The following is a 23013-nucleotide window of genomic DNA, read 5'->3' as shown; positions in this document are numbered from 1 at the left end:
GCCTTCGACGATTGTCGCGAGCCCGCACATCCCCCGTAGGCGCCCGCTGGTCAGACGTGGTGCGAAACCCTCCGCGATCACTCGATCAGACCACGCGACGTACCGACGACCGACCGGGAAACGGCCTGGCGGATGTGCGCCTGTGCGTGTCGTCCGAGGGGCTTGGGCTGGGGTGGCTGGACCGTTCAGGGACCTCTCCATCAGGCAGAGACCGCCGATCCATGGATAAACCTTCCTCTCCCGCTCCTGCGCGGGCGCTTCTACGGTCGAGGCCGCAGGCGCTCACCCGCCCGCCGCAACGAAGGAGCGAGCCCCCTATGGAGAAGACATCGACGACCACGAGGCCGCCGACCGGCCTGGTGGAGACGGCCTTCACCGTCAACGGCGAGGAGGTGTGCCTCGCTCTGGATCCTCGTGAGTCTCTGCTGGACGTGCTGCGGGAGCGTCTCGTGCTGACCGGGACCAAGAAGGGGTGCGATCAGGGGCAGTGCGGTGCCTGCACGGTGCACATCGACGGTCGTCGCGTCGTGTCCTGTCTGACTCCGGCGGTCCAGGTCGCAGGACAGGACGTGACGACCATCGAGGGGGTCGCGGCTCCCGACGGCACGCTGCACCCGTTGCAGCAGGCTTTCGTCGACTGCGACGCCCTGCAGTGCGGCTACTGCACACCTGGGCAGGTGATGTCCGGCCTGGCCTGCCTGGCCGAAGGCCACGCCGAGACCGACGGCGCCATCCGTGAGTACATGAGCGGCAACCTGTGCCGGTGCGGCGCGTATGTCGGCATCACCGCCGCCATCCGCCAGGTGGCCGACCAGGCCGCGCAGAGCGAGGTGTAGACGGTGCGCTCCTTCGCCTATGTGGTACCCGACAGCGTCGCCGGGGCCGTCGATGCCCTGGCCGCCGCCGAGCCGGGTACCAGGATCCTGGCCGGTGGCACGACCCTGTACGACCTGATGAAGCTCGGCATCGAGGCGCCGCCGGCCGTCATCGACATTCACCGTCTCGCCGAGCTGACCGAGATCAGCACCAGTGACGGCGAACTGTCGTTCGGTGCGGGAGCGAGAATGGCCGAGGTCGCCGACCATCCGGTCGTACGCCGTGACTATCCGGCGCTGTCGGAATCCTTGTGGCGGGCGGCGTCCCAGCAACTGCGCAACATGGCGACGGTGGGCGGGAACCTGCTGCAACGCACGCGATGCGGCTACTTCCGCGGCGGGGCGGAGTTCCCCTGCAACAAGAGGAATCCCGGCAGCGGCTGTGCGGCTCTCGAGGGACTCGACCGTACCCACGCGCTGCTGGGCACCAGTGACACCTGCATCGCCACCTACCCGGGCGACTGGGCCGTAGCCCTGATCGCGTTCGACGCCGTACTCGACGTGGTCGGCCCAGGCGGCGAGCGGACGCTGCCGCTCGGCGAGCTGCACGTCGAACCGGGAAACAACGCCCTGCTCGAACACACCCTGGCTCCCGATGAGTTGATTCTGCGGATCCGCGTTCCCGCGACGCCCGCCGGTCGCGGCTCCACGTATCACAAGATCCGTGACCGGGAGTCCTACGCCTTCGCTCTCACCTCGGCCGCCACCGCCGTGACGCTGGACGCCCAGGGAATGGTCACGGACTGCCGGATCGGTTTGGGAGGGGTCGCCACGCGCCCCTGGCGGGCGACGACAGCGGAACGCTCACTGATCGGCGAGCGACTCACCAGGGAAACCGCCCGCCGCGCGGGGGAAGTCGCCTTCGCCGGGGCCCGCCCTCCTCGCACCGGCGCGTTCCGCGTGGAGCTGGGCATCCGCACCGTTACTGACGCACTGCTCACCGCCGGGAAGAGAGCCGCCCGATGAAGCCCCCAGACCTGCGCCGCGTCGATGCCCACGAAAAGGTCACCGGCAGCGCACGCTACGGCGCCGATCGCGTCCCGGCCGACCTGGCGTATGCCATGTTCGCCGTGGCCACGATCGGCAGGGGCCGCACCGTGGCCATCGACACCGCCGCGGCCGAGGCGGTCCCCGGAGTCCGTCTGGTCCTGACCCGGTTCACCGAGGACGAACTGCGCGGTCCCGGGTTCCTGATGGGTGGAGGCTTCTCCTTCCAGAGCCTGCAGCCGCTGCTCAGCAATGTCGTCGCCTACCGGGGACAGCCGATCGCGTTGGTCGTCGCCGACACCCTGGTCGCCGCCACCGAGGCGGCGGAACTCGTCCGGGCACGCTACGAGACCGAGCCGTTCGCCGTCGGACTCGACGACGAAGGCGCCACCTCCGTCATCCAGGAAGAAGCCCTGCCCTGGTTTCCCGACATCAAGGTGGGCGACGCCGAGAGCGCCTACGCGGCGAGCCCCGTGCAGATCGACGAGACCTACCTGCACCCGGCGCAGCACCAGGTCCCGATGGAACTGACCAGCTCGGTCGTGGAATGGCAGGGCGACAGGCTCGTGGTGCACGAGGGCACCCAGAACGCCGGCGCACTGCGCCACGGAGTCGCCACGCAGCTGAACCTCGATCCGGCGGATGTCGAAGTGATCTCGCCCTACATCGGAGGCGGCTTCGGATCCCGCAACGCACTGCAGCCGCACATCGGGCCACTGGCGCTCGCCGCACGCCGGCTGATGCGTCCGGTCAAGCTGGTCATTCCGCGCCCGCAGACCTTCCACACCGGCAGCTTCCGGCCGGTCAGCCGTCACCGCATCCGGCTCGGCGCCGACCCGTCGGGACGGCTCCTGGCCGCCCTCCACGACGCGGAGCACCAGACGTCCCGCCACGACCTGTACCCCGCCATGTTCACGGAGATGACGTCGAGGCTGTACGGCGTACCCAACTTCGGGGGACGTCAGCGCCTGGTTCAGACCGATGTCCAGACGCCGGGATTCATGAGGGCTCCGATGGAGGGCCCGGCCAGCTTCGCGTTCGAGTCGGCCATCGACGCACTGGCCTACGCCACCGGCCAAGACCCCGTCGAGGTGCGGTTGGCCAACGACACCGCCACGGACCCGGTCACCGGGCTGCCCTTCTCCTCCCGCCACCTGGCGCGGTGTCTGACACGGGGTGCGGAGCGGTTCGGATGGGACAAACGCGATCCGCGGCCGGGGTCGATGCGTGCCGCTGACGGATCGTTCGTGGGCCTTGGCGTCGCTGTCGGCGCCCACCCGGTCCTGGTCGCTCCGGCCGTGGCCCGTATGTCCGCGGCGGCCGATGGCCGGGTGACCGTCGGCGTCGACGGTCACGAGATGGGGCAGGGCATCCGCTCGGCCATCGCTCTCCTGGTCGCGGAGGACCTCGGTGTGCCCGTGCGGGACGTCGTCGTGCAGGTGGGTGACACGCGCTTCGCGCCGCAGCATCTCACCGCCGGTGCGTGGGGCACCGCGACGGCATTGCCCGCGGTGCACAAGGCACTGCGCGAGCTGCGCAAGCAGCTCGGCACGGGCGACACCGGGACCGTGGATGTGGCAGCCGCGGTCCGAGCCACCGGAGGCGGGGTGACGGAGGTGGAGGTGACCTCCGTGGGACCGGGCCAGCCCCCCGAGATGCTCGACCGTTCACGGGCCGGCCTGTTCTCCGCCGCGGGTCCGGTCTTCCCGGACTTCACGGCCTTCAGCTGGGTCGCTCACTTCGTCGAGGTCCGCATCGAGGCCACGACACGGCGCATCAGTGTGCCCAGGGCGCTCTGTGTGGTCGACTGCGGCCGGGTCGCCAGCCCGGTCACCGCGGCCAGTCAGGTCCGCGGGGGCGTGACCTGGGGCATCAGCCAGGCGCTCCGGGAGTCGAGCGAGGTCGACCCGCGCTTCGGCGGATTCCTCAACACCACGCTGGAGGAGTATCCCTTCGTGGTCAACTCCGACATACAGGAGATCGACTTCGACTTCATCGACGAGCCCGATCTGCTCCTCAACGACGTCGGTGTGAAGGGCCTCGGAGAGGTCACGATGATCGGCGCGGCAGCCGCTGTCGCGAACGCGGTCTTCCACGCCACCGGACAGCGCCAGAACCGGCTGCCCATCCGGATCGAGCACGTGATGTAGGCCGTCAACCCGTCAGGAGCACTCCGGGCAGGAGTGCTCGGGTGGTGCGACCGACATCGCACCACCCACGGGATCACTGGAAGTTCGGCCTCCCCGGAAATGCACATCCGGGGCTTGCCCGGGTGTCGTTCTGCACGGCGCAGGCCCCGTTCGCCAACGCGGTCTTCGATGCCACCGGCCTGTCCGGTAACCGGTCTCCCGCCCGGCTGCCGGACCCACCAGGGTCGCCGCCGCGTATGCACTCCCCGACGGCGCGGCGGCGACCCGCCCCACGCCCCGACGGCAAACCACGGAGAAGGACTCATGCTGAACATCGCGGACACACTGCACCGCTGGTGCCGCGAGGCACGCCCCTTCGCCCTGGCCACAGTCGTCGACGTCACCGGCAGCGCGCCCCTGCCCGTCGGTACGTCGGTCGCGGTGGACGAGGACGGCAACGCCGTCGGAAGCATCTCCGGCGGCTGTGTCGAAGGCGCCGTCTACGAACTGTGCCGACAGGTGCTACAGGACCGGGGCGCCCCGCAGCGCGCATGGTTCGGCTACTCCGACGACGACGCCTTCGCCGTCGGCCTGACCTGCGGCGGCGAACTCGACGTTCTCGTCCAGCGCATCGACCCCGCGACCCGGCCGCATCTCGGCGCGGCCCTCGCCGAGGTTGCCGGGGACCGACCCGCCGCCGTGGCCCAGGTCGTCGACGGCCCCGACGCACTCATCGGCGCCACCCTGAGCGTTCTCGGCGACAGCTGGACCGCCGACGCGACGCTGGCCGCAGGGCCGACAGGCCAGGCGGTGGCGGACCGGGCCACAGCCCAACTGCGGGCGGGACGCACCGCGGCCGCCTCGTTCGGCGGGGACGCGGACACCTGCCCCGACCGGCTGTCCGTCCTCGTCCATGTGGCCGCGACCCGCCCCCGCATGCTGATCTTCGGCGCGGTCGACTTCGCCACCGCGCTCAGCCAGGCCGGCCGCTTCCTCGGCTACCGGGTCACCGTGTGCGACGCCCGCCCCGTCTTCGCCACCGCGGCCCGCTTCCCGCACGCGGACGAGGTCGTGGTCGACTGGCCGCACCGCTATCTGGAACGCACCGAGGTCGACGCCCGTACCGCCGTCTGCGTCCTCACCCACGACGCCAGGTTCGACATCCCCCTGCTGCAGTTGGCACTCGATCTGCCCGTCGGTTACGTGGGCGCGATGGGATCCCGCCGGACGCACGACGAACGCCTGCGTCTCCTGCGCGAGGCGGGCGTCGCGCAGGACCGATTGGCTCGGCTGCGTTCCCCGATCGGTCTCGACGTCGGTGCACGCACGCCTGAGGAGACGGCGGTCTCCATCACCGCGGAGATCATCGCCCACGCCAACCAGGGCACGGGCCTGTCCCTGACCCTGGGCACGGGCCCGATCCACCGGCCGGGTCCCCAGGCAGTCGACGAACATCGTGCCCTCAACCGGCTGGTGACGCCGTGACCTGGCACGCCCTCCGGGACGGCCCCTCCCACACAAGGACTGATCATGACGACCTTCGCCCTCGCCGGGGACGGCGCCTGCGCCGTCCCCGGGCCCGCATCACTGGGCGGCCGGAACGGCGGTATCCGCGGCTCTGCCAGATCTTCGGGCACGCCGACAGCTGCCGGCCGTTGTTCTCTGCCGGGTCGGACTTCCTCCGGACCGAAGGCCCCGATGTCGGATTTCCGGGATCCGGCGCTCGTGACTGGCCTCGGCTCCCCGGCAAGCCGGAACGTTGCGGCGGAAGCCAGCCGACCACAGCGCCTGGTACCTAAGGGAGAGAGTCTTTCGTGAACGTCACGACCACGGCGAACCCGCCGCAGGAGCGGCGGGTGCCCACACTCGTCATGGCCTGCGTCGGCGTGTTCGTCGCCTATCTGCCGGTGACCACCGTCTCGGCGAGCCTGCCCGCCATTCAGCGGGCGCTGGACACGTCGACCTCGCAGCTGTCCTGGGTGAGCGTCGCGTTCGTGCTGCCCATGGCCGCGCTCATCCTCACCGCGGGCGTCTTCGGTGACGTGCACGGCCGTAAGAAGGTCTTCCAGGCGGGCCTGGCCTTCAGCGGTCTGGGTGCCCTGATCGCACTGTGCGCCCAGTCGATCGAGGTCGTCTGGGCCGGACAGGCCTTCGCCGGTCTGGGCGCGGCCGCGTTGCTGCCCTCGACTCTGGCCCTGATCAGCCACGCCGTTCCCGATCCGCGAGAGCGCGGGAACTTCATCGGTGTGTGGGCGACCTCCCTCGTGGCCGCCCTCGCACTCGGCCCCGTCATCGCGGGCGTGATCCTCGAGCACTTCGCGTGGCGCTGGCTCTACCTGCTGCCCGTCCCCGCCTCGCTGCTCGCGCTGGTCGTCTCGACGAAGCTGCTCACCGACTCCCGTGCCCCAGGCACGCGCCGACTGGACGGGCCCGGCCAGATCACCGCCGCGCTGGCCATCACCGCTCTGGTCTACGGGATCATCGAGGGCGGCGCCGACTCCTTCACCGCCACCAAGGTGATGCTTGCCCTGTCCACCGCCGTTGCCGCATCGGTCGCTTTCATACGGGTGGAGCGGCGCAGCTCCAGCCCGATGCTGGACCTGACACTGTTCCGCAGCCCCTCCTTCACCGCCACCTCACTGATCGCCATGATCAGCTTCCTCGGGCTCATCGGGTTCTTCTTCGCCCTCAGCCTCTACTTCGGCATGGTCCAGCAGCTCAGCACCCTCGAATCGGCCTGGCGGCTGCTGATGGTGTGCATGGTGCCGCTGGTCCTCGGTGTCCCCATGGGACGCCTGGTGCACCGGGTCTCTCCGCGGGTGCTGATTCCCGGCGGCCTGCTGGTCGTGGCGGTCGCGCTGCTGTCGCTGACCACGATCGACGCCAACACCTCGTTCGGTTCACTGGCCTGGCGGATGGCCCTGCTCGGCCTGGGCGTGTCGTTCGTCCTGACCCCGATGACCGCCACCGCCGTCAGTTCGGTGCCGTTCCACCAGGCCGGTATGGCCGCTGCCGCCAACAACGCCTTCCGTCAACTCGGCGGCGCCCTGGGCCCCGCCGTCCTGGGCGCGCTGCTGTCCTCTCGTGCTGTGGACGCTCTGCCCGGACATCTCACCGACGCGGGGCTGGGCGGAGCGACGATCCGGCGCGTCACCGAGGCAGCGGACGCCGGCGGACTGCGTTCGGTCGGCAGGCTTCGCCTGGGCGCGGACACCCCGCGTGTCCTCGGCGCCGTGTCGCAGGCGTTCATCGACGGTCTTCAGCTCTGCCTGGTCGTCGCGGCCGTCCTGACCCTGCTGGCGGCCGTAGTGGGCTTCTTCCTGCTGCGCCGGCCACAGCAGCAGTCGGTCCTACCGGCAACAGACCCGGCTGCCTCCGTACAAGGGCCTCGCACACCCGACCTGCCCACCGCCGGCACTCAGACGGTGCCTGGCGCAGGCAGCCGCCCCTCGTGAGCCCCGGACCCGCACCGAGATGACACCAGACGTACCGGCACGGCTCAGGAGCGGACAGTCACCGCGCCGGTACCGGCGCCGACCGTGGGGACGGGCGCGGCGCCGCTCAGTGGCCCGGGATCGGACCCTTCCCGTCCCGGGCCACACAGCGCTGTCGTACGACACGACGTGAACTTCACCCGGCCGAAGCAGGAGCCATCGATGCAGTCCCCTTCACCCGACGCGCTCGATCTGAAGCTGCTGCACGCGCTCCAGGTGGACGGGCGGGCGCCGTTCAGCCGCATCGCCGAAATCCTCGGAGTGTCCGACCAGACCGTCGCCCGCCGCTTCCGCAAACTGCGCACCACCGCCGGACTCAGGATCGTCGGCATGACCGACGAGAGCCTGCTGGGCCGCCAGAGCTGGATCGTCCGGCTGCGCTGCACTCCCGACGTGGCCGAACAACTCGCCACCGCGCTGGCCCGGCGTCCCGACACCTCACACGTCGATCTCATCTCCGGCGGCACCGAAGTGCTGTGCGCCATGGGAGCCCGCAGCCGACAGGACCGCGACGAACTACTCTTCGACCGCCTGCAACGCACGCCTCAGGTCATTTCGGTCAGCGCCCACTGCCTGCTGCACACCTTCTACGGCGGCCCGCTCGGCTGGCTCGACAAGACTCAAGCGCTCGAACCCGACCAGGAGGCGGCACTGCGTCTCCCGTACAGCGAGCCGGTAGCCGCCCGCATCGCTCTCGACGGAGAGGACGAGGCGCTGCTCGCCGTGCTGCGGCGCGACGGCCGGGCGACCTTCAGTGAATTGCAGACCAGCACCGGCCAGTCGGAGTTCGCTGTCAAGCGGCGCCTGGAGCGTCTGCGCTCCACGGGCATCCTCTACTTCAAGGTGCAGCATGACCGCGAGTCCCTCGGACACGGCATCAGCGCGATGCTCTGGCTCACCGTCGCCCCCTCCGCACTCGACACCGCCGGACGGAAACTGGCCGAACACCACGAGGTCCGCTTCGCCGGCGCCACCACCGGCCAGGCCAACCTCCTCGCGACCGTCGCCACCTCGAGCACCGGCGAGCTCTACACATACCTCAGCAAGAAGATCGGCGGCCTCGACGGAGTGCAGGCCGTGGAAACCGCCCTGACCCTGCGGCACGTCAAGCAACTCACCTACGAGCCGAGCCGCTGACCGCCGAGCGCCGCCCCCTTGTGTCGCACTCACCTTCAATTGGACGGAGAACAAGATCATGCGCATCGTTGCTCTAGAGGAACATGTCCTTTTCACTGATCTGGCGCAAAGGATTTCCGCCGCGGACGTTGCTGCATCCGGATGGGTGCCGGCCGGATGGGCGCCCTCTGATGCAGACGAGCCGGCGAGTGCGCTCGACCGGGCCCTGGACGATACAGAGCAGGAACGCATCGCCTCGATGGACGAAGCCGGAATCACCATGCAGGTGCTGTCGGCCGTGGGCCCGGGCGCCGAGATGCTGGCCGGTGAGGAGGGTGTGAGCCTTGCGCGCGACTATAACGACCGACTGGCCCAGGCCGTCGAACGGCAACCGGATCGGTTCGCGGCGTTCGCGCACCTCCCCATGAAGGATCCCGAGGCGGCCGCGGACGAACTGGAGCGGTGCGTGACCCGATTGGGCTTCCGCGGCGCCTCGATCAACGGGACCACCGACGGACTGTTCCTCGACGACCCGCGCTTCGCTCCGATCCTGTCGCGTGCCGAGGCCATCGGCGCCCCCCTCTATATCCATCCCGGACCCGCGCCACGTGCGGTGCGCGACATCTACTTCCAGGGGCTGCCGGACTTTACCGCGTTCATCTTGTCCAATGCCGGTTTCGGCTGGCATGCGGAAACAGGACTTCACATTCTGCGCCTGGCCGTGTCGGGCGCACTCGACCGAAATCCGGATCTGAAGCTGATCATCGGCCACATGGGCGAGCTGCTGCCGATGATGCTTCAGCGCGTCGATGCGATGTTCGGACCGGGAAAGGAAATCGGGCTGCAGCGAGACGTATCGCAGACCATCTTGGATCAGGTGTGGATCACGACCAGTGGCTTCTTCGACCAATCCGCGTTCCTCGCCGCCCTGACCGCTTTCGGCGCGGATCGCATCCTCTTCTCGGTCGATTATCCGTACAGCCCCAATGACGAGGCCACGGCGTTCCTCAACAACTTGCCGGTTTCTCCCGCCGATCGGGCGCGGATCGCCCATGGCAACGCCGACGCGCTCCTTGGCTTGTCAGGAGCCTGATCGTTCGCGCTCTCTCACACTCTCAAGGACTCCGGAGAGAACCTGCTGAACTTGATCGGGTGATGTCGGGGCGTTCTCCTGACGCCTCTGCGATGGTCAGGTAGCTGTGGGCTTGTGAGATGTGCGCAGGGCGGCGAGCTGACCGACGCTGGGAGGGCGGCGCGGGAGCGGGTCCGACTGCAGGCCGTGGACCGCTTCGAGCGCGGGGAGAAGAACCGGGAGGTCGCCGCCGCGCTGCGAGTGAGTGAGCGGTCCGTGGAGCGGTGGCGCCGGCCCTGGCGCGAACACGGTGCGGCCGGTGGCGCCTCCGTGGGATCACCCGGACGACCCCAGCTCAGCAATGCTCAATTGTCCCGGCTTGAAAGCGAGTTGCAGCGTGGGCCGTTGGCACACGGCTGGGCAGATCAGCGGTGGACACTGGCCCGGGTGAAGACGCTCATCGGTCTTATGCTCCACGTCTCGTACACGCTCCAAGGCACGTGGCGGCTCCTGAGACGGCACGGCTGATCGTGGCAGCAGCCCGCCCGCCGGGCCATCGAACGCGACGACGCGGCGGTCGAGTTGTGGAAGAAGGACGTCTGGCTGCGGGTAAAAGCACCGCGGCGGCTCTCGGTGCCTGGATCGTCTTCCAGGACGAGGCCGGGCAGTCGCTGACGCCGCCGCGCTCCAGGACCTGGGGCCGCAGGGGCTGCACGCCGTGGTGCGGGTACGCGGGCGAGGATCGGGCCGGGTGTCGATGGCAGGGATGGTCTGCTACCAGCCGGGCCGCCGCTCGCGGATGTTCTACGCGGTACGCGAGTACCGGTGCCGCCTGGGCCAGCCGAAGGGTTTCGGCTGGCGAGACCTGCGCGACCTGGTCGTGCGGGCCCGCATCCAGCTCGGCGGGCTCATCGTGCTCGTCTGGGACAACGTGCGCCTCCATCTCACCGCGGGGATGGGGGAGTTCATCGCTGCGAACGCCACCTGGCTCACCGTCTTCCAACAGGCTGTGATCCTGGCCCCCGGGTTCTCCTACCGGTGGCTCGCTACGCCCGCTCTGGAGGCGCTGACCGGGCAGGAGCGTCGTCTGCGGCTCAGCCAGGGAGCGCCGGTCCATGGATAAGCCGTCCTCTCCCGCCGCTGCGCGGGCGCTCCTACGGTCGAGGCTGCGGGCGCCCACCGGCCCGCCGTACCGAAGGAGCAAGTCCCCCATGAAGATGACCGGCAACACGATCCTGATCACCGGCGGAACCTCGGGCATCGGCCTCGGTCTGGCTCTGCGTCTGCACGAGGCCGGCAACAAGGTGGTCGTCGCCGGCCGGCGCAAGGAACTCCTCGACGAGATCACGGCCGAGCACCCCGGCATCGACGCCCTCGTTCTCGATGTCGCGGACCCCGACTCGATCGCCCGGGCCCGTGAGACCGTGGCGGCGAGCCACCCCGGGCTGAACGTCCTCGTCAACAACGCCGGCATCATGCAGCGGGAGAACCTCCTCGACCCGGCCGGACTCCAGGTCTCCGAGGATCACATCGCGACCAATCTGCTCGGCACGATCCGGATGACGTACGCCTTCCTGCCGCTGCTGGTGGGCAAGGACGACGCGGTCGTCATGAACGTCACCTCAGCGCTGGCGTTCGTCCCCTATCAGAGCACCCCGACCTACAGTGCGACCAAGGCCGCGCTGCACTCCTTCTCCGAAAGCCTGCGCATCCAGCTCGCCGGCGCTGACACCGGTGTCCAGGTGATCGAGATGGTCCCGCCGGGCGTGCAAACCAACCTGTTCGGCCAGCAGGACAGCGAACACGCCATGCCGCTGGACGACTTCCTCACCGAAGCCCTCGACCTGCTGCGCGAGAAGCCCGACGCGAAGGAGATTGTCGTCGAGCGTGCCAGGTTCATCCGCGACGCAGTGGCCACCGGCTCCTACGACGACGTCCTCGCCATGATCGCCGGCAGTTGACCGACCTGTTGTTTCCGACGGGAAACAACAGCACGCGAGAGCCGTCACGCGACGAACCTCGTCCCATCAGCCGGGCCGGGCGACGAGGCCCGGGGCCGGTCAAAGCGTTGGGTGTCCTCGACGGGGGACCATCGCGGCGGGCCGTCTTCCAGACCGACGGCCTGCGGCGTACCGCCGACGGATGGTGAATCTCCCAGCGGATCAGGCAGGGGCAGGTGATCATCGGGTCGTCTCGCTGCGAGCGCCCTCGGTGTCGGCCGTGTGAGCGGCTTCGCGCGGCTGGGAGAGGAGTGGCTCAGCCATGGATCGGCGGTCTCTGGATAGCCGGGCGGGATGGGGCGAGGATGGACGGCATGGACAAGAAGGAACTGGCGGAATTCCTGCGCCATCGGCGTGAGGCGCTGCGGCCCCGCGACGTCGGGCTGGTCGAGGGGGCGCGCCGGCGTACGCAGGGGCTGCGCCGCGAGGAGGTCGCCCAGCTCGTCGGCATGTCCACCGACTACTACGCCCGGCTGGAACAGCAGCGCGCCCCGCAGCCCTCCGTCCAGATCACCACGGCTCTCGCCCGGGCACTACGGCTGACCCTGGACGAACGCGACCATCTCTTCGCGCTCATCGGCCACAACGCACCGGCCCGCTTTCACCGCTCCGAGCATGTCAGCCCGACCCTGCTGCGGGTCCTGGACCGCCTGGACGACTCCCCGGCCCTGGTGCAGACCGACCTGCTCGACACCCTCGCGATGAACCCGTTGGCCATCGCGCTGCTCGGCGACCAGACCCGCCACACCGGTCTGGCCAGTAGCGGCTACTACCGCTGGTTCATGGACCCGGCCGAACGTCTGGTGTATCCCGAGGAGGTCCACGAACACCACGGCCGCGCCCATGCGGCGCGCCTGCGGGCCGCGCTGACCGCCGGCAGCGACACCCCCCGAGCCGCCCGGATCCTCGCCGAACTCCAGGAACACAGCCCCGAGTTCGTCCGCATGTGGGAACTGCAGGAAGTCGCACAGAGCTACGACGACTGCAAGACCCTCCTCCATCCCGAACTCGGCCGCATCGATGTCGACGCCCAGCTCCTGTTCACCGAGAACCGCGCCCAGACCCTGGTGGTGCTGACCACCCGCCCCGGCACGGAGAGCCACAGCAAGCTTGAACTGCTCTCCGTCATCGGGCACCAGCAGCTCACCCCCTGACGTCCTGGACTGGGGGGACCGGGCCGGGCTCGGCGCGGGAGGGGCCGAACAAGCTGGAGACCTGTGTGCCGAATCCGGCCAGGGGCGCTGGTGATGCATGCGGGTCACGGTCCAGGACGCCGGAAGTCGTCGGGTCCGGCGGCGCGGCACCCCGCGCACCCACTTCCGCACGGCTCTTGTCCTGCGCGCTGCGGCCAGACAGGTGGGCCCCTGGGCTGTCCGGACTCCGTGGTCGGGCCGCCGGTTTGACCGGATGCAGCCTCCGTTTTACTCTCGCAGATAGGCGGAGGCGGCATCCGTTTTGATGCGGCCGCAGGATCACGGCAGGCAGGAGGGTGCATGAGCGCCGGTGAACAGCGGGGACGTAAGCCCCGCGCGGTCGTCCAGCGCAACCGCGCTGCCCTCCTGAGCGCATCCGGGGCGTTCCGGCCGGGACGCCCGGCAGCCTCGCCAGCTCCGTCACCGGCGACTTTGAGGAGGCGCGGCGTGTGGCCATGCGGCTCGTGGACGACACCGGCTACGACGCCGGCATGCTGGCCGACTCCTGGCGCCAGCAGCCGAACAGCCCCGCCTACTGCACCGAACTGCCCCTCGACGAGCTTCCCGCGGCCGACCGCGGCAAGGGCGCGGCCATCCGCGACAGCCTCCCGGAACGCTTCGCCGCCCTCCCGGCCAACCCCACCGTCGATGACGTCGTCGAGATGAACCGCGCCGCCCACCGCTGAGTCGCCCGACGCGACTCTCGCGGACGCGACGGCACGAGGGCGGCAATGCCGGCACACCACGAACACACACGACGAGCACGAAGAGCGGCGCTCACTTCGGCAAGGTCGCCATCACCCACTGACACCACCGCGTCCGCGATCGGCCGCAGCCCCGGTCGCGCCGCAGGGACCAAGCCCGGGAACCCCGGTCACCGAAACCGGGGTTCCGTTCCGGACAAGGAGTTTCACCATGAAGATCGGCATTCTCGGCACCGGGAACATCGGCAAGACGTTGACCAGGCGGTTGAGCGCGGCCGGGCACGAGGTGAAGGCGGCCAATTCGCGCGGCCCGGAGACGATCGAGGCGGACGTACTGGCCTCGGGCGGACGAGCGGTGACAGCGGCGGAAGCTGTAGCGGACGTCGACGCCGTGGTCCTCTCGATTCCCTTCGCCCGCATTTCGCAGGTCGCACCACTGATCGCCAAGGTTCCGGCTGACACGGTGGTCATCGACACGTCGAACTACTTCCCGCATCGGGACAACGGAATCGCGGCGATCGAGGCCGGCCAGGCCGAGAGCGTGTGGGTTGCAAAGCTGCTGGGCCGGCCCATCGTCAAGGCGTGGAACTCGATCGGAGCTGAGTCGTTCGCGCACAGGAACAAGCCGGTGGGAAGTGCGGACCGCATCTCGCTCCCCGTCGCGGCCGACAGTCCGCGCGAGCGTGACCTGGCCATGGCACTCGTGGAGGACACCGGGTTCGACGCCTTTGATGCGGGGCCGCTCGCGGAATCGTGGCGGCAGCAGCCCGGCACACCCGCCTACTGCACGGATCTCACCCGTCAAGAGCTGCCGGACGCACTGGCGACGGCCGACGCGGCGCGATCACCGAAGCGGCGTGACCTCGGGCTCGCCGTGATCCGGGAACGCTTCGGGGCCGGCGTGCAACCGGACGCGGAATACCTTGTCCGCCTGAACCGCGCAATTTCCATGTGAGGAGGTACGGGGGCCGACGCGGTGACCCGTGAGAGGCCCTCGTGTCTCGCCCCTGTCTCCAACTGCTCCGCGACGAACCCCGCCACCCCCGGCGGCACGTCGGCCGGCGCCGACAAGAAGGTGCCGGCATCCGTACAGTGCCCCACTGCACCGCGGCCCAGCCGGTTGTGAGACCGGCGCTTGGCCCGGGTCTGTTCCAAGGCCACCACGTCCAGCCGGAGAACCCCTCCGGCTCCTGAATGGAGGGCTCGTCGGCGAACCGCGCGTACCGGCCTTCTGCTCTCCTGAAAGCCAGTCAACTGCCACAGGTGGTGACGCCAGGCAACAGACACCTCACTGGAAGCCGGCATCGGTGCGTCGCAGGTCGTCGGCGTGGACGACGCTGGCGACACCGCCGCCCTCCCGCGCTCCTCATCCGATCCAAACCCCCGGGCGGTTCAGGGTGGAGTCCGGACGGCTGTTCACGATCACCGTGCCGCGCTGGGTCATGGTGACCCGGTCGTAGTGCCGCCGCAGTCCCGGGCAGGCGGGGAAGTAGGAGTCGTTGTGACGGCTGCCACCTGCGTCGTCCCAGAAGTGCAGCGGCATGGACGGCATCGGTCGGATGATCACCAGCTCGGCGGTCTGCCCACGGACCGGCCCGCCCGCCGGACCCCACGCCTCCAGCGTGACTCCCAGGGACGGACCGGACAGCTCGCCGGGTCGGACCGGCAGGATCGGTGCGCCGCCGACGAGCGCGGTCGCCACGCCCGTCCCACCGCTCGCGGACTGCACCTCGACGTGTTCCCCGACCGGGGTGCGGATCCACTCGTCCGCGGATGCCGGCAGGTGTGATCTGGCTGAGACGTCGTCAGGCGCCATTTATGTTGGCCTCGGTGTGCCGGCTTTCGAGGTCGCCGTTCAGGGACCGCGCGAGTTCTGGCATCGGATGGTTTGGACGTCATGTGGTCGTGTGGTGCTTTTTGGTCAGGGGGTGGAGGTGGGGTAGAAGGCGTTGATCTCGGCCAGGACGCGGTCGGGTGCTTCGTGGGCGAGGAAGTGTCCGGCGCCGGGGACGACGGCGGAGGTGGCGTGGGGGGCGGCGTCATGGATGGGCGGCAGGAACACGTCGGCGAGGGCGGCCTGGGTGATCATGTGGACCGGGATGGTCAGCGGGGTGTCCTGGAGTGTGGTGTTGTCGGCCTCGTCCTGGGTCAGGGTCCGGTAGAGCTCGAAGCCGGCGTGCAGGACTTGGGGGCGGGAGAACACCCGGACGAACTCGGCGAGTTCGTCGTCGGAGACGTTCTCGCCGGCGGTCTTCACACTCTGGAAGAAGTGGGTGAGGAAGGTTTCGACCCGGCCGGTTACCAGTTCCTCGGCGAGCGGATTCTGCAAGAAGAAGGAGAAGTGCCAAGATACCGATGCGAGGGTGGCGAACCTCAGGTTCTTGCCGACGAGGCCGCCGTCCATGAGGAACAGGCCCGCCACCTGGTCGCGGTGCTGGGCGGCCAGTGGGTAGGCGACGTTGAGGCCGAAGTCGTGGCCGACGACCTGTACGTTCTCGTGGTGGCCCAGGTGGTTGAGCAGCTTGTGGACGTACGTGGCCAGGACCGTCTTGGTCATGGAGGGCGGGTTTCCGGTCGAGTCGCCCATGCCCGGCAGGTCGATGGCGATGACGGTGCGGCCGGGCAGCAGTGAGGGCATGATCGGGCGGTACTCGTACCAGCTCTGCGGCCAGCCGTGCAGCAGCACCATGACCTGCGGGCCGTCGCCGCCGATGACGTAGTGCATCTGTACGTCGTCGATGGTGGTGAAGCCGTGCCGGAAGTACTTGTTGAACTCGGCGTCGTCCTTGGTCGCTGCGTCGTAGCCGGGGCTGAGCGGCTCCTCCGACCCGACGGCTACGGCGGTGGTGAAAGCGTTCATGGCGGTGTTACGTCCTTTTTTAGGGCTTCTTGCAGAAAGATCGTGTTGTGGCACGGTGGAGATGTGCGTAATCCCGTGTTTTCTGTGGGGTGTGACCATGGCGCGGCGGAAGCCGTGGGAGGTCAGTGACGGGTTGTGGGCGGTGATTGAGCCGCTGTTGCCGAAGCATGAGCGGAGGTTCCGGTATCCGGGGCGTAAGCGGATCGATGACCGCAAGACGCTCCAGGGGGTGCTGTTCGTCCTGTACACCGGTGTCCAGTGGGAGTTTCTGCCGCAGGAGTTGGGGTTCGGTTCCGGTCCTACCTGCTGGCGGCGGCTGGCCGAGTGGCAGGGGGCCGGGGTGTGGGAGGAGCTCCAGCGGGTGCTGCTGGACGGGTTGCGGGCGGCGGACCGTCTCGACTTCTCCCGCGCCACCATCGACGCCTCTCATGTGCAGGCCAGGCGGGGCGAAGCAGCCCGAAAGTCGGTCCGAGCCCGGTTGACCGCGGGCGGCCGGGCTCGAAGCATCACGTGCTGACCGATGCCCGCGGCACTCCGCTGTGGGTGTCGCTGACCGGCGGTCACCGCCACGATGTCACCCGGCTTCTGCCGCTGATCGACAGCCTTGGGCCGGTGCGGGGGAAGCGGGGCCGCCCCCGGCGCAAACCCAGGATGCTGTATGCCGACCGCGGCTACGACTACGACCTCTATCGCCGCCGACTGCGCGAGCGCGGCATCACACCGACGATCGCTCGACGGGGCCGGCCGCACGGCTCGGGCCTGGGCAAGGTCCGCTGGGACGCCGAGTCCGCCATCGCCTGGCTCCATGGCCCTCGATGCCTGCGGATCCGGTGGGAAGTACGCGACGACATGCACGACGCCTTCCTGCAACCGCCCACTGCATGACACCTGCCCGCAAGCACCCGGCTTTTGAAAGCACCCCTAGAAGTGATGTGGCCACGTGAGATGGATGACCCGCCGGGAGATGCGCCAGCCGTCATCGGTGCGTCGCAGGTCGTCGGCGTAGACGACGCTGGCGACGCCGCCGCCCTCCAGCAGGCTCAGACCTTTGGATCGGGCCCGCACCTCGTCGCCCGGGCCTTCCGACACGACGATGTTCGTCGTGTGGTGGGCCTTCGCGTGTCCGGGGGCGTTCATGAAGGCCGCGATCGCGTCCAGCCCGACGACCGGGTCACCGCCGAAGACGCTGCCGTCCCACACCGCGTCTTCGGTGAGGCATTCGCCGAGACGGTCCAGTTCGTGGTCGTCCATGATGTGCGCCCACAGCGCCACGACCCTGCTGATTTCGACGGTGTCTTCATTCGTGGGTTTCACGTTCGGCTCTCCATTTTGTGCGTTGCTGGATCAGGCCTTGGCGCCGCTCAGCAGGGCCAGCACCTGGTCGTAGGCGCCGTTGACCTCGGCGATACTCTCCTTCGCCGCAGGGGCCGGGCGCGCCCGGCAGTCTCGACTATGGGGGTGTATCGGCGAGGGCGGGAGAGGATCACATATCCATGGACCGACGATCCTCCCCAGCCGGCCACCGTCGAGTCGCCAGGACTTGGGGCGGGCGAAGGCGTGTTCGCCTGGAGCGCGGAGACGGGCGTGGTCGCGGTTGTACTGCTGGTAGTGCTCCGGAAGTTCACGGTGGCCGTAATAAGGGGTGCGGACGGTGGCGCAGGCGCTGTAGTAACGCGCGATCGGGCGTGGATGAGCCACGAGACGTGCTCAACCAGCTCGTACGGGACGTCGAGCATGGGCTGCAACAGGGAGCACAGCCGGGTACCGGGATGCTTCGCGGCGTCCAGCGTCTGGTCCAGGGTCGGCAGCGGCGCCCCGGCGGGTGCCTCCTCGCAGTCGACGGCATGGACGACGCCTCGGCCGGGACCGTAGCCGCCGTCCAGCTTCTGCAGGCCCCAGCCCGACGGCCGGCGTGCGCTTCACGAGGCAGAGACCGCCGATCCATGGATGAACCGTCCTCTCCCGCCCCTGCGCGGGCGCTCCTACGGTCGAGGCTGCGGGCGCTCACCGGCCCGCCGTACCGAAGGAGCAAGTCCCCCATGAAGATGACCGGCAACACGATCCTGATCACCGGCGGAACCTCGGGCATCGGCCTCGGTCTGGCTCTGCGTCTGCACGAGGCCGGCAACAAGGTGGTCGTCGCCGGCCGGCGCAAGGAACTCCTCGACGAGATCACGGCCGAGCACCCCGGCATCGACGCGCTCGTCCTCGATGTCGCGGACCCCGACTCGATCGCCCGGGCCCGTGAGACCGTGGCGGCGAGCCACCCGGGGCTGAACGTCCTCGTCAACAACGCCGGCATTCAGCTGCTGGAGAGCGTCCTCGACCCGGCCGGACTCCAGGCCGCCGAGGATCAGATCGCGACCAATCTGCTCGGCACGATCCGGATGACATACGCCTTCCTGCCCCTCCTGGTGGGCAAGGCCGACGCGGTCGTCGTGAACGTCACCTCCGCGCTGGCGTTCGTACCGCTCCCGTTCACCCCGACCTACAGCGCGACCAAGGCCGCGCTGCACTCCTTCTCCGAGAGTCTCCGCATCCAGCTCGCCGGTGCCGACGCCGGCGTCCAGGTGATCGAGGTCATCCCGCCGGCTGTGCGCACGACCCTGATGGGTCAGGAGGACAACGAACAATCCATGCCGCTGGACGACTTCCTCACCGAGACCCTCGACCTGCTGCGCGAAAAGCCCGACGCGAAGGAACTGGCCGGCGAGCGCGCCAGGTTCCTCCGCGATGCGCAGGCCAACGGCTCCTACAACGACGTCCTCACCATGATCAGCGGCAGCTGACCGACCTGTGGCAGACGCGGAACAACAGCACGCGGGCGGGTCCTGTTGGGCCACCTCATGGACGAACGCGAGCAGGACCCGCCTCGGGGAGGCCCTCACCGAAGACGCGGAACGGTAAGGAAGCGCCTTCGGCTTCGCCCCGGTCGTCGCACCGGAGGCGACGGGATCCGTCCTGAGCGCCGAGGGGCACGCGAGCGCCCGGCTGACACGGCGAACCCCGTCGTGTCGGCCGGGCCGGGCGACGAGGCAGGGGGCCCGGGGCCCGACCAGCGTCAGGCGTCCTCGACGGAGACCGTCGCCGCAGGCCGCCTTCCATGCCGACGACCTGCGGCGTACCGCCGACCATCGTTGAATTTCCCAGCGGGTCACGCAGGTCAGGTGATCATCGGGTCGTCTCGCTGCGAGCGCCCTCGGCGTCGGCCGTACGAGCGGCTTCGCGCGGGTGGGAGGGGAGGGCGCAGCCATGGATCGGCGGTCTCTGGATAGCCGGGCGGGATGCGGCGAGGATGGACGGCATGGACAAGAAGGAACTGGCGGAATTCCTGCGCCATCGGCGTGAGGCGCTGCGGCCCCGTGACGTCGGGCTGGTCGAGGGGCCGCGCAGGCGTACGCAGGGGCTGCGCCGCGAGGAGGTCGCGCAGCTCGCCGGCATGTCCACCGACTACTACGCCCGGCTGGAACAGCAGCGTGCTCCGCAGCCCTCCGTCCAGATCACCGCGGCTCTCGCCCGGGCGCTGCGGCTGACGCTGGACGAATGCGACCATCTCTTCGTCCTCATCGGGCACAACGCCCCGGCCCGTTTCCTGCGTTCGGAGCATGTCAGCCCGACGCTGCTACGGGTCCTGGACCGCCTGGACGACTCCCCTGCCCTGGTAACGACCGACCTGTCCGACACCCTCGCGATGAACCCGTTGGCCATCGCGCTGCTCGGCGACCAGACCCGCCACACCGGTCTGGCCAGTAGCGGCTACTACCGCTGGTTCATGGACCCGGCCGAACGTCTGGTGTATCCCGAGGAGACCCACGAAAGCCACGGCCGCGCCCAGGCGGCACGCCTGCGGGCCGCGCTGACCGCCGGCAGCGACACCCCCCGAGCCGCCCGGATCCTCGCCGAACTCCAAGAACACAGCCCCGAGTTCGTCCGCATGTGGGAACTCCAGGAGGTCGCCCGCTACGGCGACTGCAAGACCCTCCTCCATCCCGAACTCGGCCGCATCGACGTCGACGCCCAGCTCCTGTACACCGAGAACCGCGCCCAGACCCTGGTGGTGCTGACCACCCGCCCCGGCACGGAGAGCCACAGCAAACTCGAACTGCTCTCCGTCATCGGACACCAACAGCTCACTCCCTGACGTCCTGGACCGAGGACCGGGCTCCGCGCTGGAGAGGCCGGACAAGGGCCGCCTGGAATGGTGCAGCCCGCACGGCTCCCGCGCTCTACGGCTGCTCAATGTGTCGGCCCCCTGCGGTGTCCGGGCTCCGCGCTCAGGCCGCCCATTTGACCGGAGCCTACCTCCGTTTTACTCTCGACCAAGTACGGAGGCAGCATCCGTTTTGATGCGGCCGCAGGATCACGGCAGGCAGGAGGGCGCATGAGCGCCGGTGCACAGCGGGAACGCAAGCCCCGCGCGGACGTTCAGCGCAACCGCGCGGCCCTTCTGGAGACCGCGCAGCGTCACTTCCTGCAGGACGGGGTCGGTACCTCCCTCGAGGCGGTGGCCAAGGAGGCGGGCGTCGGGCCCGGCACCCTGTACCGGCACTTCCCCACCCGGGAGGCACTGCTGGCGGCCGTGCTGCAGACCCGCTCCGAGGAACTCGTGGCCCGCCAGGCGGACATCGAGCAACTCGACGACCCGGCCGAGGCGCTGGAGCAGTGGCTGCGGGCGATGGAGGAGTACTTCAGCGCCTTCAGCGGGCTGCCCGACCCGCTCATGGCCGCGGCCCGGGCGCAGGAGCCGGACAACCCCCTCACCATTCCCTGCGACATCCTCATCACCGCCACCGATCAGTACGTGCGGGCCGCGCAGCTCGCGGGGCGCGTGCGCGCGTCGGTGCGGGGGCACGACCTGTTCCTCGCGGCCTGTTCCGTTGCCTGGATCAAGGGCACCGGTACCAAGGAGGAGTCACTCGACCGGCTCCGCACGCTCATCGCGAGCGGCTACCGCCAGCAGGACTCCCAGGCGTAAATCGCCGGGCACCCCGCTCCGCCCCGCAACGCCAGGCGGCACCACCACCCATCCATCACATCGTGCTGCCCCCAGGGGCGGCACAACCTCATAAGGAACAAATCATGAAAATTACTGTCATAGGCGCTGGCGCCATCGGCGGGAACCTCGCTGCCAAGCTCAGCACGGCCGGTCACGACGTCCAGGTGGCCGGCGCCCGCGGCCCCGAGGCGGTCCGGGCGGAGGTGCTGGAGTCCGGGGCCCGCGCGGTGGAGCTCGCCGACGCCGCCGTCCAGGGCCGGGACGTCATCGTCCTGTCGATCCCGTTCGGGGTGGCGGGCCGGCTGGCGGACCTGTTCGCGTCGGTGCCCGACGAGACGGTGGTCATCGACACCTCGAACTACTACCCCGGCATGCTCAGCGAGCCGATCGAGGCGGTGGACAACGGCCAGGTGGAGAGCGTGTACACCGCCGAGCTGCTCGGGCGCCCCGTGGTCAAGGCGTGGAACGCAGCCCTGGCCGGAACACAGCAGACCCGGGGCGTCCCGGCCGGAACGCCCGGCCGCCTCGCCATCCCCGTCGCCGGCGACTCCGACGAGGCGCGGCGCGTGGCCATGCAGCTTGTGGACGACACCGGCTTCGACCCCTACGACGCGGGCACACTGGCCGACTCCTGGCGCCAGCAGCCCAACAGCCCCGCCTACTGCACCGAACTGACCCTCGACGAACTGCCGGCGGCCCTGGCCGCGGCCGACCGCGCCAAGGACGCAGCCATCCGCGACAGCCTCCCGGAACGCATCGCCGCCCGCGGTGCCAATCCCACTCTCGACGACATCGTCGAGATGAACCGCGCCGCCCACCGCTGAGTCACCCGACGCGGCACTCGTGCACGCAACGGCACGAGAGCGGCAGCAGCGGCACGCCACGAACGCACAAAGACGAACACGAAGAGCGCACCGTCCCCCCACACTGCAGCCTCGGCACCCCGCTGCCTGCGAACATCCGCAAGCCTGCAGATAGCCGCAAGAGCGCATCTCGCATCCGGCCCTCACGTCGACTGCCGCCTCGTGCGGCCTGCCGTACTGCGCTGTGCCGCGGCCACCGTGGCGGAGACTGCGCGCCACGGAGAGGAACCGCCTTGCCCGGCACCGCATCACCCTTCACCGACATCGCACGCTCCCGCCGCTCCCCCCGGCAGTTCCTGCCCACAGCCCTGTCGCCTGCGGACATCCGCGGTGTGCTGGAAGACGCGCAGACCGCCCCCTCGAACAGCAACACCCAGCCGTGGACGGTGCACGTCGTCTCAGGTGCGGCGCGGGACGCCCTGGGCAAAGAGCTGCTCCGGGCCGAGGAGGAGGGGCGGACCTCTCCGGATTTCACCGATGGCTACGGCGAGGAGAACATCTACCTCGAGCGGTCGCATGCCCTGGGCGCGAGTGTCTACCGGGTCCGGGGTGTCGAGCGCTCGGACCGAGACGGCAGGAGGGCTGCGGTCCGCGAGAACCTGGAGTTCTACGGCGCTCCCCATGCCGCTTTCCTGTTCATGCCGGCACTCGGCGACGGGGTACGGACGGCCGGCGACATCGGCATGTACGCGCAGAACTTCCTGCTCTCGCTGGCGGCCCGGGG

Annotated in this window: 20 protein-coding genes and 2 pseudogenes; 18 read left to right on the top strand and 4 right to left on the bottom strand. The window is 69.4% G+C overall.

Features of this window, described 5'->3' with window-relative positions:
• Window positions 1-317: 317 nt before the first annotated feature.
• The 12 genes and pseudogenes from ABT147_RS43400 (at window position 318) to ABT147_RS43340 (ending at window position 14525) form a co-directional block, all read left to right on the top strand.
• Window positions 318-836 (top strand): (2Fe-2S)-binding protein, encoded by a 519-nt coding sequence (locus ABT147_RS43400; protein WP_286253785.1) that lies wholly within the window; start codon window positions 318-320, stop codon window positions 834-836.
• A 3-nt stretch (window positions 837-839) separates the two neighbouring features.
• Window positions 840-1841, top strand: coding sequence for an FAD binding domain-containing protein (locus tag ABT147_RS43395; protein WP_351417194.1), 1002 nt, complete (start codon window positions 840-842; stop codon window positions 1839-1841).
• Window positions 1838-4012, top strand: coding sequence for a xanthine dehydrogenase family protein molybdopterin-binding subunit (locus tag ABT147_RS43390; protein WP_351417192.1), 2175 nt, complete (start codon window positions 1838-1840; stop codon window positions 4010-4012). The genes ABT147_RS43395 and ABT147_RS43390 overlap by 4 nt, the downstream gene beginning before the upstream one ends.
• A 303-nt stretch (window positions 4013-4315) precedes the next feature.
• A complete protein-coding gene (locus tag ABT147_RS43385; protein WP_351417190.1) occupies window positions 4316-5476 on the top strand; it encodes an XdhC family protein in 1161 nt (386 codons plus the stop codon).
• 329 nt (window positions 5477-5805) lie between these two features.
• Window positions 5806-7446 carry an MFS transporter gene (locus tag ABT147_RS43380; protein WP_351417187.1) on the top strand — a complete coding sequence of 547 codons (1641 nt, stop codon included), beginning with the start codon at window positions 5806-5808 and terminating at the stop codon, window positions 7444-7446.
• Window positions 7447-7647: 201 nt separating this feature from the next.
• Window positions 7648-8622 (top strand): Lrp/AsnC family transcriptional regulator, encoded by a 975-nt coding sequence (locus tag ABT147_RS43375; protein ID WP_351417185.1) that lies wholly within the window; start codon window positions 7648-7650, stop codon window positions 8620-8622.
• Between the two features lie 58 nt (window positions 8623-8680).
• Window positions 8681-9694 carry an amidohydrolase family protein gene (locus tag ABT147_RS43370; RefSeq protein ID WP_286253773.1) on the top strand — a complete coding sequence of 338 codons (1014 nt, stop codon included), beginning with the start codon at window positions 8681-8683 and terminating at the stop codon, window positions 9692-9694.
• Window positions 9695-9808: 114 nt separating this feature from the next.
• Window positions 9809-10676 (top strand): annotated as a pseudogene (locus ABT147_RS47510) (IS630 family transposase); the annotation flags it as partial.
• 208 nt (window positions 10677-10884) lie between these two features.
• Complete coding sequence (locus ABT147_RS43355; protein WP_351417182.1) at window positions 10885-11634, top strand: SDR family oxidoreductase; 750 nt, start codon at window positions 10885-10887, stop codon at window positions 11632-11634.
• A gap of 353 nt (window positions 11635-11987) precedes the next feature.
• Entirely contained in the window at window positions 11988-12827 is an 840-nt protein-coding gene (locus ABT147_RS43350; RefSeq protein WP_351417180.1) for a helix-turn-helix transcriptional regulator, read from the top strand.
• Window positions 12828-13315: 488 nt separating this feature from the next.
• A complete protein-coding gene (locus tag ABT147_RS43345; RefSeq protein ID WP_286253768.1) occupies window positions 13316-13552 on the top strand; it encodes an NAD(P)-binding domain-containing protein in 237 nt (78 codons plus the stop codon).
• Between the two features lie 229 nt (window positions 13553-13781).
• Window positions 13782-14525 (top strand): NADPH-dependent F420 reductase, encoded by a 744-nt coding sequence (locus tag ABT147_RS43340; protein WP_185007532.1) that lies wholly within the window; start codon window positions 13782-13784, stop codon window positions 14523-14525.
• A 411-nt stretch (window positions 14526-14936) separates the two neighbouring features.
• On the opposite strand, the gene ABT147_RS43335 is transcribed toward ABT147_RS43340, so the two are convergent.
• Window positions 14937-15386, bottom strand: a complete 450-nt coding sequence (locus ABT147_RS43335; protein ID WP_351417178.1) for an acyl-CoA synthetase family protein — start codon at window positions 15384-15386, stop codon at window positions 14937-14939.
• Window positions 15387-15491: 105 nt separating this feature from the next.
• Window positions 15492-16430 carry an alpha/beta fold hydrolase gene (locus ABT147_RS43330; protein WP_351417175.1) on the bottom strand — a complete coding sequence of 313 codons (939 nt, stop codon included), beginning with the start codon at window positions 16428-16430 and terminating at the stop codon, window positions 15492-15494.
• A gap of 97 nt (window positions 16431-16527) precedes the next feature.
• Here ABT147_RS43330 and ABT147_RS43325 point away from each other — a divergent pair.
• A pseudogene (locus ABT147_RS43325) lies at window positions 16528-17374 on the top strand (IS5 family transposase).
• Here the strand turns inward: ABT147_RS43325 and ABT147_RS43320 are convergent.
• Both ABT147_RS43320 and ABT147_RS47505 read right to left on the bottom strand, forming a co-directional pair.
• A complete protein-coding gene (locus ABT147_RS43320) occupies window positions 17352-17744 on the bottom strand; it encodes a nuclear transport factor 2 family protein (RefSeq protein WP_351417173.1) in 393 nt (130 codons plus the stop codon). The pseudogene ABT147_RS43325 and the gene ABT147_RS43320 sit on opposite strands and share 23 nt — an antisense overlap.
• A gap of 47 nt (window positions 17745-17791) precedes the next feature.
• Window positions 17792-18322, bottom strand: coding sequence for a DUF6233 domain-containing protein (locus ABT147_RS47505; protein ID WP_502983267.1), 531 nt, complete (start codon window positions 18320-18322; stop codon window positions 17792-17794).
• Between the two features lie 147 nt (window positions 18323-18469).
• On the opposite strand from ABT147_RS47505, the gene ABT147_RS43305 reads away from it, so the two are divergent.
• The 5 genes from ABT147_RS43305 to ABT147_RS43285 form a co-directional block, all read left to right on the top strand.
• On the top strand, window positions 18470-19219 hold the full coding sequence (locus tag ABT147_RS43305) for an SDR family oxidoreductase (RefSeq protein ID WP_351417171.1): 750 nt from the start codon (window positions 18470-18472) through the stop codon (window positions 19217-19219).
• Window positions 19220-19734: 515 nt separating this feature from the next.
• Complete coding sequence (locus ABT147_RS43300; RefSeq protein ID WP_351417169.1) at window positions 19735-20571, top strand: helix-turn-helix transcriptional regulator; 837 nt, start codon at window positions 19735-19737, stop codon at window positions 20569-20571.
• Between the two features lie 240 nt (window positions 20572-20811).
• Window positions 20812-21405, top strand: a complete 594-nt coding sequence (locus ABT147_RS43295; RefSeq protein WP_351417167.1) for a TetR/AcrR family transcriptional regulator — start codon at window positions 20812-20814, stop codon at window positions 21403-21405.
• A 104-nt stretch (window positions 21406-21509) separates the two neighbouring features.
• On the top strand, window positions 21510-22250 hold the full coding sequence (locus ABT147_RS43290) for an NADPH-dependent F420 reductase (protein ID WP_351417165.1): 741 nt from the start codon (window positions 21510-21512) through the stop codon (window positions 22248-22250).
• A 272-nt stretch (window positions 22251-22522) separates the two neighbouring features.
• Window positions 22523-23013, top strand: a 491-nt coding sequence (locus ABT147_RS43285; RefSeq protein WP_351417163.1) for a nitroreductase family protein, incomplete at its 3' end; no start/stop codon positions are given.

Origin of the sequence: Streptomyces sp. NPDC001868, from assembly GCF_040297125.1 — a bacterium.
Classification (GTDB): Bacteria; Actinomycetota; Actinomycetes; order Streptomycetales; family Streptomycetaceae; genus Streptomyces.
This window is presented reverse-complemented; position numbering and strand designations above follow the sequence as displayed.